Genomic DNA, 17,847 nt, shown 5'->3' on the forward strand with positions numbered 1-17,847 from the left:
CTTGGCTCTCTTATCCTATTTCTTTATTGTTAATTCTTAATACTTAATACTTGATTCTTTGTACTTTTTTCAAAGCCACGACTTAAAATATTCCTCATCCGCTATTTTTAACGCTTCTTCCGTAATTTTTAAAGGCTTGAACGTATCGACCATCACGGCGAGTTCATCGGTTTTTGTTTTCCCGAGGCTGCGTTCTACTGATCCTGGATGTGGTCCGTGCGGTATTCCGGAAGGATGCAAGGTAATATGGCCTGCATCCACGTCATTACGGCTCATAAAATCGCCATCTACATAATACAGCACCTCATCACTATCAATATTACTATGATTGTAGGGCGCAGGAATGCTCAATGGATGATAATCATACAACCGTGGCACAAAACTGCACACCACAAAAGCATCGGTTTCAAAAGTTTGATGCACTGGTGGCGGTTGATGGATGCGTCCCGTTATCGGTTCAAAATCGTGGATTGAAAAGGCATACGGGTAATTGTACCCATCATAGCCCACCACATCAAAAGGATGCGAGGCATAGACCATTTCAAAAATATCGTCCTGCTTTTTAACCTTGATCAAAAAGTCTCCTGTTTCATTATAGGTTTCCAATTCTTCTGGTCGACGGATATCGCGTTCGCAATAGGGCGCATGTTCCAACAATTGTCCGAACCAGTTTCTATAACGCTTAGGCATATAGATTGGTCGACGCGATTCAACGATAAACAAACGGTTGTCTTCGGTATCAAAATCGATTTTATAGATGATGCCTCTTGGTATTAACAGATAATCGCCATATTTGAAGTCGAGGTTCCCTAAATGGGTCCTCAATTTCCCACTGCCTTTATGGATGAAAATCAATTCATCGGCATCGGTGTTTTTATAGAAATAGTCTTTGGTGGACTGTTTTGGTGCGGCCAAAATAATGCTGCAGTCGGAATTGGTAAGCACGGTTTTTCGGCTTTCCAGATAATCATTTTCCGGTTTGACCTCAAAGCCTCGCAGACGGTACGATTGGATATGATTGGCTTTGGCAATTTTAGGCGCCACATTATATTGCTTTTGAATGGCCTTGACCTGTGTTGGGCGCTGTTCGTGATAGGAATTGGTGTACATCCCATCAAAACCAATCGTTCCGAACAACTGTTCCGCATACAAAGTCCCATCCTGTTTCCGGAATTGGGTATGTCTTTTTTGGGGAATCTTCCCGAGTTTATGGTAAAATGGCATTTTTTCTTGAGTTATGGGTTATCAGTTTTGAGTTCAGAGTTCAGAGTTATAAGTTAATCATTTGAGCATTCAAAGTTCAATGTTCAGAATTCGAGGTTTTACTTTGATTTCTCCCGATAGCTATTGGGATTCAATTTCAATTTCAATTTCCCTTCTTGGAACATGCTCAGTTAAAAGCAATTGAATGTTTAATTATAAAGATACGAAACTGATGAGATTCCTGCCTTAGCATTCGCAGGAATAAAATACGATGGGATTAGCTTGCGCTGAACCAAAAGGTTTCCTGCCTTCGCAGGAATAAAAAAAGACATGCTTATTCTGGATTCCTTTTCATAAGGAATTGAAGATAAAGAAGTAAACCGGCCCAGGATTGTGTGGTCATGTCACAAATATAGAAAAAAGAATTTGAAATAATCTAAATTCTATGCTTGCAGAAAGTTTTTTCTAAAACAATCTAAAAATAATTCAGATTACGGCTTTCCCGTAGTTTCCAACACTGACAATACTTGACAAGGCTAAAAACTCTAACCCATTCATTGTCAATGCGAAGGATTGAAGTAAACGTAAAATAAATTTGTATTTATCCATTTTTTTTTTTTTTATGTTTGATACGTTGATGATGGCTTTTGGAGTAATAACAAAGTCACTTCTTAGCCATTAAAGACGACATTGGATTGATCCAAAAACCAGCTGGTTTATTTTTTTTAAGACTTTGTAACTTATTGACTTTGTAAAACACGACTTTGTAATTTTTAAGACTTTGTAGGAAAAACAAGTTATTAACCAAACCTATTAAAAAAATGTAGGTTTTAAAATTTAGAAATTATGAAAAAAGTATTTAGTTTATTTGCGGCAGTTCTATTTTTTACTAGCTCCTTGAATGCAAACACTTCTATGATGAATAATCAAATTGAAGATTCACCTGGAGACTGTTTTGAAATGGCAATGGGTGTTTATGAAGCAGCAGTATTCACGTGGAATGACAGAGCGCGAGCTTTAGAATTGGGTGCCTGGGTTTATGAAGACTGTATGGAAAGCGAGGCTGGACCTTATTAAAGTTAAAAAATGAATATCAAACTAACTTTTCTATTACTGTTTTTAACATTCATTGGGTTTTCTCAAAATCATGAAAACTCTGGATCTGTTGTTTATAAAATCAATGCTTCTAAAAAGAAGAGCGATCAGGGTGTTAAAGACAGTAATATTGACTTTTACAATAGAACCATTTCCAGATTGGATGAGTTAAAATATCATCTTGAATTCAATAAAGAAAAGTCTCTTTTTAAAATAGAGAACGCTTTGGTTAATGATACTGACAAGAGTGACTTTTTTCTGAAATCAGCCAAGTTATTTGGAGGTGAGGAAATTTACTACACAAATTTAAAAGATAAAAAAGTTACCATTCAAAGAACAATGCTTGGTGAGATCTTTCTAATAGAGGATGCGATACAAACAGATTGGAAATTGACTTCCGAAACAAAATTAATAGCAAACTACAAGTGTTTAAAAGCAGAGATGATCCTTGAAAAAAATAAAATCTACGTCAATGACATTAAAATTATAGCTTGGTTTACCCCTGAAATCCCACTACCTTTCGGTCCAAGAGGTTACAACGGACTTCCAGGATTAATTTTAGAATTAAACTATGGTGACATTAATTATTATGCAACAGAGATAAAGTTTGAAAACCAAGTACAAATCAGTAAACCGACTCAAGGAATCAAAATAACATCTGAAGAATTTGAAACCTACATTTCACAAAAAATTGACGAGTATGGTTTTGAGAACAAATCTAAAAATTGAGGTTTTGTGAAATTATTTCATATAAAAAATACAATCCTGCTACTTTTAGCAGGATTTTCTTCTTATGCCCAACAGATCAAGGTTTCAGGTAAAGTAACGGACAGCTTGCAAGACCCATTGGCCTACGCCAACATTTTAGCAATCCCTGAAGATGATAGTCAAGGTGTTCGTTTTGCTATTACTGAAGATAATGGCAGCTACCAACTTGGCCTCTCCAAAAATCAAACCTATAACCTTACCGTTAGCTTTCTTGGTTTTACACCTTATACTAAGGTTTTGACTACTACCGAGGAAAACCTCATTCAAAACTTCGTCCTCAAAGAGAACCCCAACCAACTGGACGAGGTTATCCTCAACTACACGCCTCCTATTGTGGTTAAAAAAGATACCATTACTTATGATGTCAGCCGTTTTGTTACCGGTGAAGAACGAAAACTACGGGATGCTTTAAAAAAATTGCCTGGAGTGGAAGTAGACAGAGCTGGCAATGTTACCGTTCAGGGCAAAAAAGTGACGAAGGTGTTGGTGGAAAACAAAACCTTTTTTACAGGCGATAGCAAATTGGCGGTCAATAATATTCCGGCAGATGCGGTTGATAAAGTAGAAATACTTGACAATTACAACGAGGTGGCCATGCTCAAAGGCTTACAGGATAATGAAGACATGGCCATGAACATTAAACTAAAGGAAGACAAAAAGAAATTTACATTTGGAGACCTTGAAGCCGGTGCCGGTATCAAAGACCGTTATGTGATCCATCCCAACCTATTTTATTACAGCCCTAAAACCAATGTCAATTTTATAGGCGACCTCAACAATCAAGGTGTTAAAAGTTTTAGTTTTAGGGATTATTTGGAGTTTGAAGGTGGCTTTGGCAAACTCTTAAGTGATGCCAGCAGCTATTTTGATCTTTTCAATAGTGATTTTGCACGGTACCTCAACAATCAAGATTATACCGCAAATACCAACCAGTTTGGGGCTTTAAATATTAGGCAGGCTATTAATAAGGCAACCGATATCAGCGGGTATATCATCAGCTCAAATAGTAAAACCAATACCGAGAGTCATATTACAAATGAGTATTTGAACAACGAAGACCCCTATTTTGAAAACCGTACCACCACCAACAACTTCAATAACTTTTTCACGATTGGTAAACTCACCTTGAATTATAAGCCAAGTTTTGAGGAAGATTTCGCCTATAATAGTTTTATTAAGGTAACCAATAATGACAGTAAGGGATTGATCAATACCATCAACCCCATTCAAAACAATAGCATAGCTACTAATACTGATATCAAAGCCCTAAACCTTAAACAGAACATTACCTACAGTAGGAAACTATCCAAAAACCATACGGGTACCTTAGAAGCCACCTATACCTTTCAAAATGACAAACCCCTAACGGAATGGTTGACCAACCAACAAATCCTACAAGGCTTGATCCCCTTGGAAGATGATGTCATTTATGATATTTTACAGACCAAACGCAATAGTGCACACAACGTCAATGCCATTGTAAAAGACTATTGGGTACTCAATAATTTTAATCATATCTATACAAGTGTGGGCGTTAATGCAGCTTTCACCAATTTTTACAATCAGGATTTACAACAATTGAGCAATGGCACCATCAACAACTTTAATACGGCAGGTTTTGGCAATGATTTTGGCTATGATTTTCTGAACACCTTTGTTGGGCTGGAATACAAGTTTCAGATCGGGATTGCCACGTTCAAACCGATGCTATACACCCATTTTTACAGTTGGCAGACCCAACAGTTTGAAGAAAAAAGCAATCACTCCAAAGCTCTGATATTGCCCCAATTCACCACCAAAATAGAATTCAATAACAGTGAAAAGATTAATTTCAAATACAGCCTCAATGCACGTTTCCCGGGTATTGAGCAATTGGCCAACAATTTCGTTTTGAACAATTTCAATAGCGTTTATAAAGGCAATGCCACTTTGGAAAATCAATTATACCATACGGTGAGTTTGAACTATCACAAGTTCAGTCTATTTAGAAATTTAAACCTTAACCTCAACACCAATTTCAATAAAAAAGTAGAACATTTTAAGAATGTCACCCAATTACAAGGCATTGAACAATACAGTACGCCTGTTTTCTTTGATTTGCCAGAACATAGTTGGAGCGTTAACGGTGCGATTTCAAAAAAAATCAACAAGATTCGTTACAAATTGCGAAGTACCTTTAACTATAATGACTTTTACCAAATTTTAAACAACGACACGCATCTGAATATTTCAAAATCCGTTTCCTCAACCGTCAGCGCGGAGACTTTCTTTAAAAAATTGCCAAATATAGAAATTGGCTATAAAAAAGATTTCAATGCTTACCGATCTTCCAACATCATCAGCAATTTTGAAAACGATAACTTTTTTGCCATTCTACAATATGATTTTTTAAGGGATTTTATTTTTTCAGGCCGATTATGCCTTTGATAGATATCACAACAAAAGCAACAACACCAAAAACACTTTTGACACGGCAAACGCGTCCTTGTTTTATCAAGTGGAGGATAGTCCGTGGGGCTTTGAAATCAACGCTACAAATTTATTTGATATGCGATTTAAGCAACAGAATTCATTCAACAGTTTTTTGATTAGTGACAGTAAAATGTTTATCCTTCCAAGAATTGTAATGTTTAAAGTTGCTTACAAATTATAATATTCCGAAATCCTAAACTATATCCAACCTATCTTTCTCAAAAGCGTAAAGTTGTTAATTTTTTAGGCAATATCACATATCCAACAAAACCCATTCGCCCTCAGTGTATCTCCGTGGAGCTCTCTGAAAAAACTTTCGAGTACAGGATTTCTATTGCAAGATTAGCTGCGCTGAACCAGAAGGCTTCACGCCTCCGCAGGAATAGTTTAAAACCAAAACCCCAAGTTAAACAACCAAATGCTTTCACCAAGCTCAGGAGAATAGGTGTATTTTGCTTCCAATGGTCCTAAAAAGGTTTCGAGTCCATAACCAAGTGCATACCCCGAATAAGTAGGAGATGAGAACCAAGTACCTGATTTAAAAAGACCATAGCCAATATTGGCATAGTTGGCAGCGAAGGTAATATGGTGTTTTTTAAAAAGTTCATAATCAAAACTCATGGTGCCTTTAACAAAACTATCTCCGGTGAGGGTAATATAGTCATAACCATAAAATGAAATAAAATTATTGATGAAATTATTGCCATAACCGCCCAAAGCAAAATCAAGTGATTGCGTATTGGTATCGCCGATTTTAAATCCTCCTTGAGTAAAAATATTGGCTGATAATTTATCGGTAATTCCAAAAGCATAGCCTATATCTGCTTTGGCTATAGAAAACTTATTAAAATCTTCATTGAAATGGGATGCATGAAGATAAAGATGGAAATCACCGTTGAAATAGAAACCTGTTTTTGGATAGTATTTATTGTCATACATATCCAATCTTAAGGTTCCAAAAACGGATAAATAATCGGTATTTTCAAAAAATCGTTGCCCACGCGGACCACTGACGGCAACAGTTTCAGATTTTATTTTTAAGCGCTTGTGCTCGCCACCTAAGCTTAGCGCAAAATCTTTTCCAAACATGGTTTGAATATAAATCTGGTTGGTTTGATCCTCAATTTCAACACCAATCTTGTTTAACCCCGTTAGTGATTGCTCTTGATCATTTAAGAATAGTTTTACGTTGACATTTCTGTTAAATTGATTAAATCTTGAACGCAGCCCAATACTCCAGTAAAAGCCCTTATCTATATAATATTCAAAATTATAGCGAACTTGATCGCCCAAGATCAAATCTAAAGACACCACATCGTCATCTAACAAGGCACGCTTTTTAGTAAAATTCACCAACGCTGCACTTTTATAAAGATCATCATAATGCAATCCAAACTTTAAAAAGTTGGTAACATTACTCTCATCCACCGTAGCCAATAAATTAAAGACATTTGGTCTATCGGTCTTCTCAAATTCATAATAGAAGGTGGTAAAGTTATTGGTTGCCACCAAGTTATTTACACCTTCATTAAAATTGGCATAACTCACTTTAGTATCTTCCACAAGCTTCAATTTTCCCAAAATATAGGCTCGTGTATATCGGTTATTTCCATGGATTTTAACCTTATTGATTGCGATACTATCCTTAGAGGTAAGATCCATCTCTACGCCTCTTGAGCTTTTATATTTTGGAAGTTTTTTTAATTCATCAAGTTTTATAAGCGCTGCCCGTGCACCACTTTCAATTATTTTTTTGCCTTCGCTAAAAGAGACCACCGTATAATCGGTGATATCTGGTTTAATGTAGATGTCCGTTTTTTCGACTTTCTTAATCATATCACTAATCGTGCGATAGTTATTGATCTGAAGTAAAATCGCAGGAGCCGAATTCAGGTCTTCCCTTTTGGCCAATCCATCTTGCACATCCACACCAATAATCACATCCATCCCTTTGACCTTTAGCTCATCAATTGGATAATTATTGATGACGCCGCCGTCAATAAGTACACGATCATCAATAATAACCGGCTGAAATAGCGAAGGAAACGCACCACTTGCCGTAACGGCCTGGGCCAAATTTCCTTGATCTAAAATAATTGCTTTCCCTGTTTCCACATCAGTGGCCACACAAAAGAAAGGAATTGGTAATTGGTCAAAATCGGAAATATCAGTGACATGCAAGGTTAGTTTTGATAACAGATTAAATACATTTTGACCTCTTGACAAGGCTGAAGGGAGTTTCAACTTAAAGTTTGTAAAAGGCAAGGTTACGGCGTACCGTTCTGAATTGTCCCGCTCATAAAATGTTTTGGCAGATCGTGGTAGATTATCACTAATGACGTCATCGAAATTGAGGGATCTAAAAATGGAATCCAATTGTTTTCCGGAATAGCCTGAAGCATATAATGAGCCAATAATAGCGCCCATGCTGGTTCCTGCAATATAATCAATCTTTATGTCCAAGCTGTCAATCACTTTTAACACCCCAATATGCGCAAATCCCTTAGCACCACCACCACTTAATACCAATCCTATTTTAGGCGTTTTTTGTGGTATTTGTGAAACGGTGTCCTGACCGTTCATAGCTAGTGAAATGAACAGAGTGAGAATTATTATGTACGTGAATTTTTTCAAATGATTAGATTTTTAAACCTCCAATTCCAAATACTTTAAGACGTGAATCTGTAGATTAGTTGACCTCTCGACATATCGAGATGTGTATGCTACTTATTATAAAAATCAAGGATTTTCTTTGCTCTGGATGCGCCAACAATTTGCTGTAAGTCCTCAAAACTCGCTTTACTGATTTTTTTAACTGTTTTAAAATGCGTCATCAACTCCACTATAGATTGTTCCCCAATGCCAGGGATTAACTCCAACTCCGTGGTCAACGCGCCTTTGCTGCGTCTATTACGGTGGTGCTCAATCCCAAAACGATGGGCTTCATTACGCAGTTGTTGAATGACTTTAAGGGTTTCGCTTTTTTTATCTAAATATAATGGAATTGGATCATCTGGATAGAATAATTCTTCCAAACGTTTCGCAATTCCGATGATCGCAATCTTTCCTCTCAAATTTAAAAGATCCAAACTTTTTAAGGCTGAAGATAATTGACCTTTGCCACCATCAATAATAATGAGTTGTGGTAAGGCTTGCTCTTCTTCCAACAAACGTTTGTAACGCCGGTAAACGACCTCTTCCATAGAGGCAAAATCATCTGGGCCGTCCACGGTTTTGATATTGAAATGGCGGTAGTCTTTCTTACTAGGTTTCCCGTTTTTAAAGACTACGCAGGCCGCCACTGGATTTGTGCCTTGAATATTGGAGTTGTCAAAACACTCGATATGTCTGGGTTCCTCCTTAAGACGTAAATCGACCTTCATTTGTGCCATGATCCTATTGGCATGACGGTCAGGATCAATAATTTTGACTTGTTTAAAACGCTCCATACGATAGTATTTGGCGTTGCGCTCTGACAGCTCGAGAATGCGTTTTTTATCACCCAATTTCGGAATACTGACTTTAAGGTCTTCGCCCAAATCCAGATCAAAAGGCACATAGACCTCTTTGCTTGTAGAATGGAAACGCTGTCTGATTTCAGTGATGGCAAGCTGCAATAATTCTTCATCAGTTTCATCCAATTTCTTTTTAATTTCCATGGTGTGAGAACGGATGATGGAACCGTAAGACAACTGCAAGAAATTAATATAAGCATAACCTTCATCAGAAACTATTGAAAACACATCAACGTTGCTTATTTTAGGATTGACCACCGTAGATTTTGCTTGGTAATTTTCGAGAATATCAATTTTCTCCTTGATGCGCTGTGCTTCTTCAAATTCCATAGCCTCAGCATGCGATCTCATTTGCTGTTTGAATTGTGACAATGAATCTTTGAAATTCCCCTTTAAAATCTCCCTGATTGCTGTGATATCTTCTTGGTAATCTGCTTCAGATTGATAGCCTTCACATGGACCTTTGCAATTGCCCAAATGGTATTCCAAACACACTTTAAATTTACCCGTATGGATCTTCTCCGGAGCCAAGTCATAATTACAGGTGCGCAACATATAAACCCCTTTAATGAGATCGAGAAGCGTTTTTACCGTTTTCATGCTGGTGTAAGGTCCAAAATATTCAGAACCATCCTTGATGACTCGGCGTGTTGAAAACACACGGGGGAATCGTTCTTTTTTAATGCAGATCCATGGATAGGATTTATCATCCTTGAGCAATACATTATAACGTGGTTGGTATTTTTTGATGAGATTGTTTTCGAGCAGCAAGGCATCAGTTTCCGTCTCGACCACAATATGTTTAATGGTGGCAATTTTCTTGACCAGTACTTTGGTCTTGCCATAATCGTGATTTTTGGTAAAGTAGGAAGTGACGCGTTTCTTTAAATCCTTGGCCTTACCTACATATAAAATCTTATCGTTGATATCAAAATATTGATACACTCCAGGTTCATGGGGCAATGTTTGCAATTGGATTTCTAAAGTAGGCTTACTCATATATCAAAGATACTATATCTTCAAAACTTTTCAATGTAAAGCATTTTAAGTCTTTCAATAAAAGAATGAATTTTTATTATCTTGCGACCCAATTGTAATTAAGTGAGATGCCCAAAAAAATTATAGGCAGAATTGACAAAGCTGATTTTCCAGCACTTGATCTTTTTGATATCGACATCAAAATAGATACAGGCGCCTATACCTCCTCCATTCATTGCCATAAGGTTTGGATAGACAATGATGAGTTGGTGTGTTTGTTTTATGATAAAGGCCATCCGCGTTATAACGGAAAGGAATTTAGATTTAAGGAATACACTTTCGCAAAAGTTAAAAGCAGTAATGGCATTGTACAAAAACGATATAAAGTAAAGACCAATATTATTTTATTCGAAAAGAAATACAATATCTCGCTTACTTTAAGTACGCGGGATGACATGAGATTTCCGATTTTGATTGGTCGGAAATTCCTAAGTAAAAAGTTTATCGTAGATGTCACACAAAAATATATATCTTATAACAACAAAAACAAATAAGCATTGGGTGCGCGTTTTTATGCGATCACATTAATCCTTATCACTAAAATTTAAAGCAAATTAAACCCAATGAACATTATTATTTTATCCAGAAACCCTCATTTATATTCTACTCAACGCCTCGTGGAAGCTGCCAGGCAGCGCAAGCACACTTGTGAAGTGATAGATCCTTTAAAATGTGACATTATTATTGAAAAGAAAAACCCTGCCATTTTGTATAAAGGGCGTGTATTAGAAAATGTTGATGCCATTATTCCTCGAATTGGAGCTTCAGTGACCTTTTATGGTACGGCCGTAGTACGACAGTTTGAAATGATGAAGGTGTTTTCAGTGGTAGAATCCCAAGCTTTGGTGCGGTCACGCGATAAACTGAGAAGTCTTCAAGTACTTTCCCGTGCGGGATTGGGAATGCCAAAAACAGTGTTTTCAAATTATACCAAAGATGCTTCTGAGGTTATTGCATCAGTGGGCGGTGCGCCATTGGTAATCAAACTTTTGGAAGGCACCCAGGGTTTGGGTGTAGTTTTGGCAGAAACCAACAATGCGGCAGAATCTGTGATTGAAGCTTTTCACGGGTTACAGGCACGCGTCATCATCCAAGAATTCATCAAGGAAGCTAAAGGGGCAGACATCCGGGCTTTTATTGTTGATGGCAATATTGTTGGAGCGATGAAACGCCAAGGTAAAGATGGCGAGTTTAGATCTAACCTTCACAGAGGTGGCACGGCAGAAATTATTCAATTGACTGAAGACGAGGAAAACGCGGCCTTGAAAGCTGCTAAGGCACTCGGATTGGGTGTTTGTGGCGTGGACATGTTGCAATCTGCTCGCGGACCATTAATTTTAGAGGTCAATTCTTCACCAGGTCTTGAGGGCATTGAAGCGGCCACTAAAAAGGATATCGCCAAAAGTATCATAAGATATATTGAACGAAACGTTTAACCTGATTCATGCTAAAAGAAAATAAAAATACCATCACTATTTTAGGAGAAGAGATTCCTTTAGGCGCCTCACGAGAAATCAATTTTAATATTGCGAAACTCCATACCGCGACAAAAATCGAAATTCCTATAATTATTGAACGCTCCAAAACACCGGGACCGACCATTTTATTTTCTGCAGGCATCCATGGCGACGAAATTAACGGTGTTGATATTGTCAGGCAATTAATTGCCAGACGTATTAACCAGCCAAAGCGCGGCACCATAATTTGTATGCCCATCTTGAACATTTTTGGGTTTTTAAATAGTAAACGCGCCTTTCCGGATGGCCGTGACTTGAATAGGATGTTTCCAGGATCTTCCAATGGATCCTTAGCAAGCAGGGTTGCACATAGGCTCATGCATGAAATTATTCCGGAAGTCGATTTAATAATCGATTTCCATACCGGCGGTGCCAGCCGATTTAATGCGGCACAAATAAGAATTGTCAAAAACCAACCAGAGCTGGATAATTTGGCGCGTATTTTTGGTGCGCCATTTGTTTTGTATTCCAATCATATTTCAAAATCCTTTAGAAATGCCTGTTTTCAATTGGGCAAGCCTATTTTACTTTATGAAGGTGGAAAATCATTCTTTGTAGATGACAATATCTCAAAAGTTGGAGTGGAAGGCGTCAAACGTATTTTGGCACATTATGACATGTTACATCATCGAATTAAAGCAAATGCCCCCAAGTTTCCCACAGTATTTATAGAAGAAAGCAAATGGATCAGGGCCAAACAATCGGGGATGTTTAAATCCACAGTCAAGGTCAACACAAAAGTTAAGGTGGATGATGTTTTAGGTCAGATTACGGATCCTTACGGCAAAGTTTACCACGAAGTCAAAACGACACTCGATGGCTATGTGATAAATGTGAACGAGGCTTCCTTGGTCTATCAAGGCGATGCGCTTTTTCATATAACTAAGGTGGTAAGCGATTAATGACCTAGCTATGACTAAATCAGAATTAAGACGACTTTACAAACAAAAGCGCAGTGAACTCTCTTCAGATGCCATTGAAGCGCACAGTTTGGCTATTTCCAACCAATTGTTGCAACTTCCGATTTGGAATTTTTCCTTTTACCATATCTTTCTGAGCATTACGGAACACAAAGAAATCAATACCGATTATATTCTCAATATCTTATCGGGTAAAGACAAAAACATTGTGGTTTCAAAGACGCAGTTTGAAACTTTGAAAATGATTCATTATCTTCTATTGGACAATACAATCATCAAGAAAAACTATTGGAACATTCCTGAACCGGTGGATGGTATTGAGATCAGTTCTGATAAAATAGATGTGGTTTTTGTGCCTTTGTTAGCGTTTGACAAAAACGGCCATCGGGTGGGATATGGGAAAGGCTTTTACGATAAGTTTCTTTCGGAATGCCGACCTGAAACTCTTAAAATAGGAGTGTCATTCTTTGAAGTTGAAGATACTATTGAAGGGGTTATTGAAAGTGATGTGGCTCTAGATTATTGCGTCACGCCTCAAAACATTTATTCTTTTTCTACATAAACAGTTTCAGCCATTTCATCCTCCTGATGAAAGGCTTTTTTATTGAAGACGATCAACATGCCAATCCCAGAGCTTATCGCCATATCTGCTACATTGAAAACTGGTTCAAAAAAGGTAAAATAATCCCCCCCAAAAAACGGAATCCAATCCGGTAGAATGCCTTTCCAAATTGGAAAATGGAGCATATCTACCACCTTTCCATGAAATAAGGTATCATAGCCAGATTCTGGACGAAATGTGGCCACTTGGCTATAACTGTCGTTGAATAAGATGCCATAAAAAGCAGAATCAATAATATTACCTAAAGCACCCGCAAAAATTAAGGCAATGGCCACAATAAGAATTTGAGGGCCTTTTTTCTTTATCGAAGAAACCAACCAATAGCCAATTCCAATCACCGCCACAATACGAAAAATGGTTAATGCCAATTTTGCCGTGCGATCTGAGATTCCCGCAATAAAATCACTCAGTTTGGTACCCCAAGCCATCCCATCATTTTCGACAAACAAAATGTGAAACCAGTCAAACACTTCAATTCTATGGTGGAGGGCAAAATGGGTTTTAATGTAAAATTTACTGATTTGATCAATCAATAAGATGGTGATGATCAATAAGGTCGCTTTTTTTAGGGACATAACATTTCCCACGAAAGTGAGAGTCTTTTTTAATGACGACTACATTCTAAATACCATGATTTTAAATGCTGCCCTCTAATTCAAAATAAAGTGTAAAAATAGCAATATTATTGAAAATCTCGGTTTTTAATAAAATGGATCAAACAAAAAAACACCTCTATTTTAGAAGTGTTTTTCTGTTTAAAAGAAATATAAAGGTCTTTTTACGAGATTAACTTTGTTTAATCTTCGAATTCCCATTTTCATGGGAATGTTACTGTTGCATGTTTTTAGCTTCAATACTTAAAGTAGCATGAGGCACGAGTTTTAAACGCTCTTTCCCAATCAATTTACCAGTCACTCGACATACGCCATAAGTTTTATTTTCTATGCGAATCAACGCATTTTTAAGGTCTCGAATAAATTTCTCCTGACGGATGGCCAACTGTGAATTCGCTTCTTTACTCATAGTTTCACTACCTTCTTCAAAAGCCTTAAAAGTAGGCGACGTATCATCCGTACCATTGTTAAGGTCGTTCATGTACGCGCTTTTAATAAGGTCCAAATCACGAATTGCCTTTTGTATTTTTTCTTGAATCAGTACTTTAAATTCTGCCAAATCTTTATCAGAATATCTAACGTTTGCATCTACATTCATAATTTTAAAATTTTTTAATAAACAACTTGGTATTTACATCATCAAAAGCAATTTCTATACCATTATCTAGGTGTTCCAGAATTTCCAACTTTTCGGTTAAGGTTTCGGTTTTTATGTAATCTAAGTTTTTGTTTATTGCGTTAATAATATGTTCATCTTTTTGAAAGTGTACTACAATCCTGTCAGTAAGCTCATAACCCGAATCCTTTCTTAAATTTTGAATACGGTTTACCAACTCTCTTGCAATCCCTTCTTTTCTTAATTCATCTGTAATAGTCACATCTAGGGCAACTGTTAATGGACCTGAGCTTGCAACAAGCCAGCCTTCAATATCTTGTGAGGTAATTTCTACATCTGAAAGTTCCAATTTAATACTTTTTCCATTAACTTCCATATCTAAAGTACCGTTTTGTTCGATTTCTTTGATATTCTTGGCTTCAAAACCGCCAATCACCTGAGCTACTGCCTTCATGTCCTGTCCAAAACGAGGTCCAAGCACTTTAAAATTAGGTTTTATCTGTTTGACCAAAATATCGGAAGCATCTTCCAAGACTTCAATTTCCTTGACGTTAACCTCAGATTTTATTAAATCTGCCACCGCCAAAATTTCCTGTTTCTGAGCTTCGCTTGAAATAGGAATCATGATTTTTTGCAGGGGCTGACGTACTTTGATCTTCTCTTTTGCTCTTAATGACAAGACCAAAGAAGAGATGCTTTGTGCCGCTTCCATTTTACGCTCCAATTCCTTATCAACAAGCGCCTCATCATATACAGGAAAATTTGATAAATGTACACTTTCAAAAGTTTCCTTTTTAGTAACAGCATTCAAATCGAGATAAAGTCGGTCCATATAGAATGGAGCAATGGGTGCGCCAAGTTTTGCAATGGTCACCAAACAGGTGTACAAGGTTTGGTAGGCTGACACTTTGTCTTGTTGATAATCGCCTTTCCAGAAACGTCTTCTGCTTAATCGCACATACCAATTACTTAAATGATCTTGTGTGAAATCTGATATGGCACGAGCCGCTCTTGTAGGTTCATAATCGGCATAATACTCATCAACCTTTTGAATCAATGTATGGAGTTCTGATAAAATCCAACGATCAATCTCCGGCCGATCTTCCAAAGGTATTTCGGCTTCGGAATAATTGAAATTATCGAGATTTGTATACAGCGTAAAGAAGGAATAGGTATTGTATAGCGTTCCGAAGAACTTGCGTTTGACCTCTTCAATGCCGTCCAAATCAAACTTTAGATTATCCCACGGATTGGCATTGGAAATCATATACCAACGTGTGGCATCTGCACCATAATCATCTAAAGTGGTAAAAGGATCCACAGCATTCCCTAAACGTTTAGACATCTTCTGTCCGTTTTTGTCCAATACCAAGCCGTTAGACACCACGTTTTTATACGCAACCGAATCAAAAACCATGGTGGCAATAGCATGAAGGGTATAAAACCAGCCACGGGTTTGATCAACACCTTCCGCGATGAAATCAGCAGGAAATGCTTTTTTATCATCAATAAGATCGGCATTTTCAAAAGGATAGTGCCATTGTGCGAAGGGCATAGACCCAGAATCAAACCAAACATCAATCAAGTCGGCTTCACGTTGCATTGGTCTTCCGGATGGCGACACTAAAATGATGTCATCAACGATATTTTTATGTAAATCTATTTTTGCATAGTTTTCTTCCGATTGGTTTCCAACCTCGAAATCTTCAAAAATGTCTTTTGCCAAAACGCCTGCAGACACCGCTTTTTGCATCTCTGCTTTCAATTCTGCTACAGATCCAATACAGATTTCCTCCTTGCCATCTTCGGTTCTCCAAATTGGCAAAGGAATACCCCAATAACGTGAACGTGATAAATTCCAATCGTTTGCATTGGCCAACCAATTTCCGAAACGGCCCGTTCCGGTAGATTTTGGTTTCCAATTGATGGTTTCATTCAGTTCAAACATTCTGTCCTTGACATCAGTCACTTTAATGAACCATGAATCTAATGGGTAATAGAGAATTGGTTTGTCGGTACGCCAGCAATTTGGGTAACTGTGTTTATATTTTTCGACCTTAAAGGCCTTGTTTTCATTTTTCAATTTTAGTGCCAAGCGTTCATCAACACTCAAATACTCTTTAAGGTTGGAAATCACCGATTGTAAACTCACTTTCTGCTTTTCATATTCCGAAACCAATTCGTTATCATCTAAATACTCCGATTTCACATATTCTCCAGCAAATCCATAAAGATCGTCCTGAACCTCTTTTCTAAACCGTCCTTGCAAATCCACAAGCGGCACCAGATTTCCGTTTTCATCTTTTACCAACATTGGAGGCACTTCCGGAATGGCCTGTTTGGCAACCAAAGCATCATCGGCACCAAAAGTTGGCGCTGTATGCACTATTCCTGTACCATCTTCAGTAGTTACGAAATCGCCAGCAATCACTCTAAAAGCATTTTCTGGATGGTCATTTGGAAGTGCGTATGGCAATAATTGCTCATAAGTAATACCTACTAAATCTTTTCCTTTGAATTCTTTGACAATGAAATATGGGATTTTTTTGTCGCCAGACGTGTATTCCAACAACTCAGGTTTTGTTTCCACTCTTTTGAACTTTCCGTCAAATTGATTGTTCACCAACGGCTTGGCAAGAATAACATTGAGCGGTTCAAACGTGTATTGGTTATAGGTTTCCACTAAAACATAATCAATTTTTGGCCCTACGGTCAATGCAGTATTACTTGGCAAGGTCCAAGGCGTAGTCGTCCAAGCCAAAAAATAGATATCGCCTTCATCTCGTAAAAAATCTGGAAGAGAATCGGCATTGGCTTTAAACTGCGCTACCGCTGTGGTATCCGTCACATCCTGATAAGTACCAGGTTGATTGAGCTCATGACTGCTTAATCCGGTACCGGCCTTTGGGGAATACGGCTGAATGGTATAGCCTTTGTATATAAGTTGCTTGTCGTAGATTTGTTTGAGTAACCACCAAACACTTTCCATATATTTTGGCTCATAAGTAATATACGGGTTGTCCATATCTACCCAATAACCCATTTTTTCAGTAAGCTCATTCCACGCATCGGTGTAGCGCATGACTGCTTTACGACAGGCAGCGTTGTAATCTTCTATGGAAATAGTTTTGCCAATATCTTCTTTGGTAATCCCCAATTCTTTTTCCACACCCAATTCAATTGGCAAGCCGTGTGTGTCCCATCCTGCTTTACGCTTAACCTGAAACCCCTTCATGGTTTTATAACGCGGAAAAATATCTTTAATGGCGCGCGCTAAAACGTGGTGTACGCCAGGAAGTCCGTTTGCTGAAGGTGGCCCTTCAAAAAACACGAATGGTTTATTACCCTCTCTTGTGGTTACGCTTTTATCAAAAATGCCGTTTTCTTTCCAATACTTACCGATTTCCTTTGCAACGCTCGGTAAGTCAAGTCCTTTATATTCAGTGAATCTCATGATCTCATTAATT

14 protein-coding genes are annotated in these 17,847 nt (G+C 37.7%); 7 read left to right on the forward strand and 7 right to left on the reverse strand.

Annotated features, from left to right (window positions below):
* Positions 1-69: 69 nt before the first annotated feature.
* Both VLZ86_RS14740 and VLZ86_RS14745 read right to left on the reverse strand, forming a co-directional pair.
* The gene (locus tag VLZ86_RS14740; protein WP_325452689.1) at positions 70-1,224 is read right to left on the reverse strand and encodes a homogentisate 1,2-dioxygenase; all 1,155 of its coding nucleotides are present in this window, start codon (positions 1,222-1,224) and stop codon (positions 70-72) included.
* A 465-nt stretch (positions 1,225-1,689) separates the two neighbouring features.
* Positions 1,690-1,812 (reverse strand): hypothetical protein, encoded by a 123-nt coding sequence (locus VLZ86_RS14745; protein ID WP_325452692.1) that lies wholly within the window; start codon positions 1,810-1,812, stop codon positions 1,690-1,692.
* 306 nt (positions 1,813-2,118) lie between these two features.
* Between VLZ86_RS14745 and VLZ86_RS14750 the strand changes: the two genes are divergently transcribed.
* The 3 genes from VLZ86_RS14750 to VLZ86_RS14760 are packed head-to-tail and all read left to right on the forward strand — an operon-like array spanning position 2,119 to position 5,493.
* Positions 2,119-2,280 (forward strand): hypothetical protein, encoded by a 162-nt coding sequence (locus VLZ86_RS14750; RefSeq protein ID WP_325452694.1) that lies wholly within the window; start codon positions 2,119-2,121, stop codon positions 2,278-2,280.
* A gap of 9 nt (positions 2,281-2,289) precedes the next feature.
* Positions 2,290-3,027: a GLPGLI family protein gene (locus tag VLZ86_RS14755; protein WP_325452696.1), complete on the forward strand. Its 738-nt coding sequence runs from the start codon at positions 2,290-2,292 to the stop codon at positions 3,025-3,027.
* A 6-nt stretch (positions 3,028-3,033) separates the two neighbouring features.
* Positions 3,034-5,493: a carboxypeptidase-like regulatory domain-containing protein gene (locus VLZ86_RS14760; protein WP_325452698.1), complete on the forward strand. Its 2,460-nt coding sequence runs from the start codon at positions 3,034-3,036 to the stop codon at positions 5,491-5,493.
* 432 nt (positions 5,494-5,925) lie between these two features.
* On the opposite strand, the gene VLZ86_RS14765 is transcribed toward VLZ86_RS14760, so the two are convergent.
* Together VLZ86_RS14765 and uvrC are read right to left on the reverse strand one after the other, a co-directional pair.
* Positions 5,926-8,121, reverse strand: a complete 2,196-nt coding sequence (locus tag VLZ86_RS14765; protein ID WP_325452700.1) for a patatin-like phospholipase family protein — start codon at positions 8,119-8,121, stop codon at positions 5,926-5,928.
* 140 nt (positions 8,122-8,261) lie between these two features.
* On the reverse strand, positions 8,262-10,052 hold the full coding sequence (gene uvrC, locus VLZ86_RS14770) for an excinuclease ABC subunit UvrC (protein ID WP_325452702.1): 1,791 nt from the start codon (positions 10,050-10,052) through the stop codon (positions 8,262-8,264).
* A gap of 107 nt (positions 10,053-10,159) precedes the next feature.
* On the opposite strand from uvrC, the gene VLZ86_RS14775 reads away from it, so the two are divergent.
* From VLZ86_RS14775 to VLZ86_RS14790, 4 genes are all read left to right on the forward strand, one after another.
* On the forward strand, positions 10,160-10,585 hold the full coding sequence (locus tag VLZ86_RS14775) for an ATP-dependent zinc protease (RefSeq protein WP_325452704.1): 426 nt from the start codon (positions 10,160-10,162) through the stop codon (positions 10,583-10,585).
* A 69-nt stretch (positions 10,586-10,654) separates the two neighbouring features.
* Positions 10,655-11,527, forward strand: coding sequence for a 30S ribosomal protein S6--L-glutamate ligase (rimK, locus tag VLZ86_RS14780; protein ID WP_325452706.1), 873 nt, complete (start codon positions 10,655-10,657; stop codon positions 11,525-11,527).
* Positions 11,528-11,535: 8 nt separating this feature from the next.
* Entirely contained in the window at positions 11,536-12,510 is a 975-nt protein-coding gene (locus VLZ86_RS14785; RefSeq protein WP_325452708.1) for a succinylglutamate desuccinylase/aspartoacylase family protein, read from the forward strand.
* 10 nt (positions 12,511-12,520) lie between these two features.
* The gene (locus VLZ86_RS14790; RefSeq protein ID WP_325452710.1) at positions 12,521-13,090 is read left to right on the forward strand and encodes a 5-formyltetrahydrofolate cyclo-ligase; all 570 of its coding nucleotides are present in this window, start codon (positions 12,521-12,523) and stop codon (positions 13,088-13,090) included.
* Here the strand turns inward: VLZ86_RS14790 and VLZ86_RS14795 are convergent.
* The 3 genes from VLZ86_RS14795 to ileS form a co-directional block, all read right to left on the reverse strand.
* Positions 13,072-13,725 carry a lipoprotein signal peptidase gene (locus VLZ86_RS14795; protein ID WP_325452712.1) on the reverse strand — a complete coding sequence of 218 codons (654 nt, stop codon included), beginning with the start codon at positions 13,723-13,725 and terminating at the stop codon, positions 13,072-13,074. The two genes, VLZ86_RS14790 and VLZ86_RS14795, sit on opposite strands and share 19 nt — an antisense overlap.
* Positions 13,726-13,978: 253 nt before the next feature.
* Positions 13,979-14,362, reverse strand: coding sequence for a TraR/DksA family transcriptional regulator (locus VLZ86_RS14800; RefSeq protein WP_325452714.1), 384 nt, complete (start codon positions 14,360-14,362; stop codon positions 13,979-13,981).
* Positions 14,363-14,366: 4 nt separating this feature from the next.
* Positions 14,367-17,834, reverse strand: a complete 3,468-nt coding sequence (gene ileS / locus VLZ86_RS14805) for an isoleucine--tRNA ligase (RefSeq protein WP_325452716.1) — start codon at positions 17,832-17,834, stop codon at positions 14,367-14,369.
* Positions 17,835-17,847: the final 13 nt, after the last annotated feature.

This window comes from Gelidibacter sp. (genome assembly GCF_035515035.1).
Lineage (GTDB): Bacteria > Bacteroidota > Bacteroidia > Flavobacteriales > Flavobacteriaceae > Gelidibacter.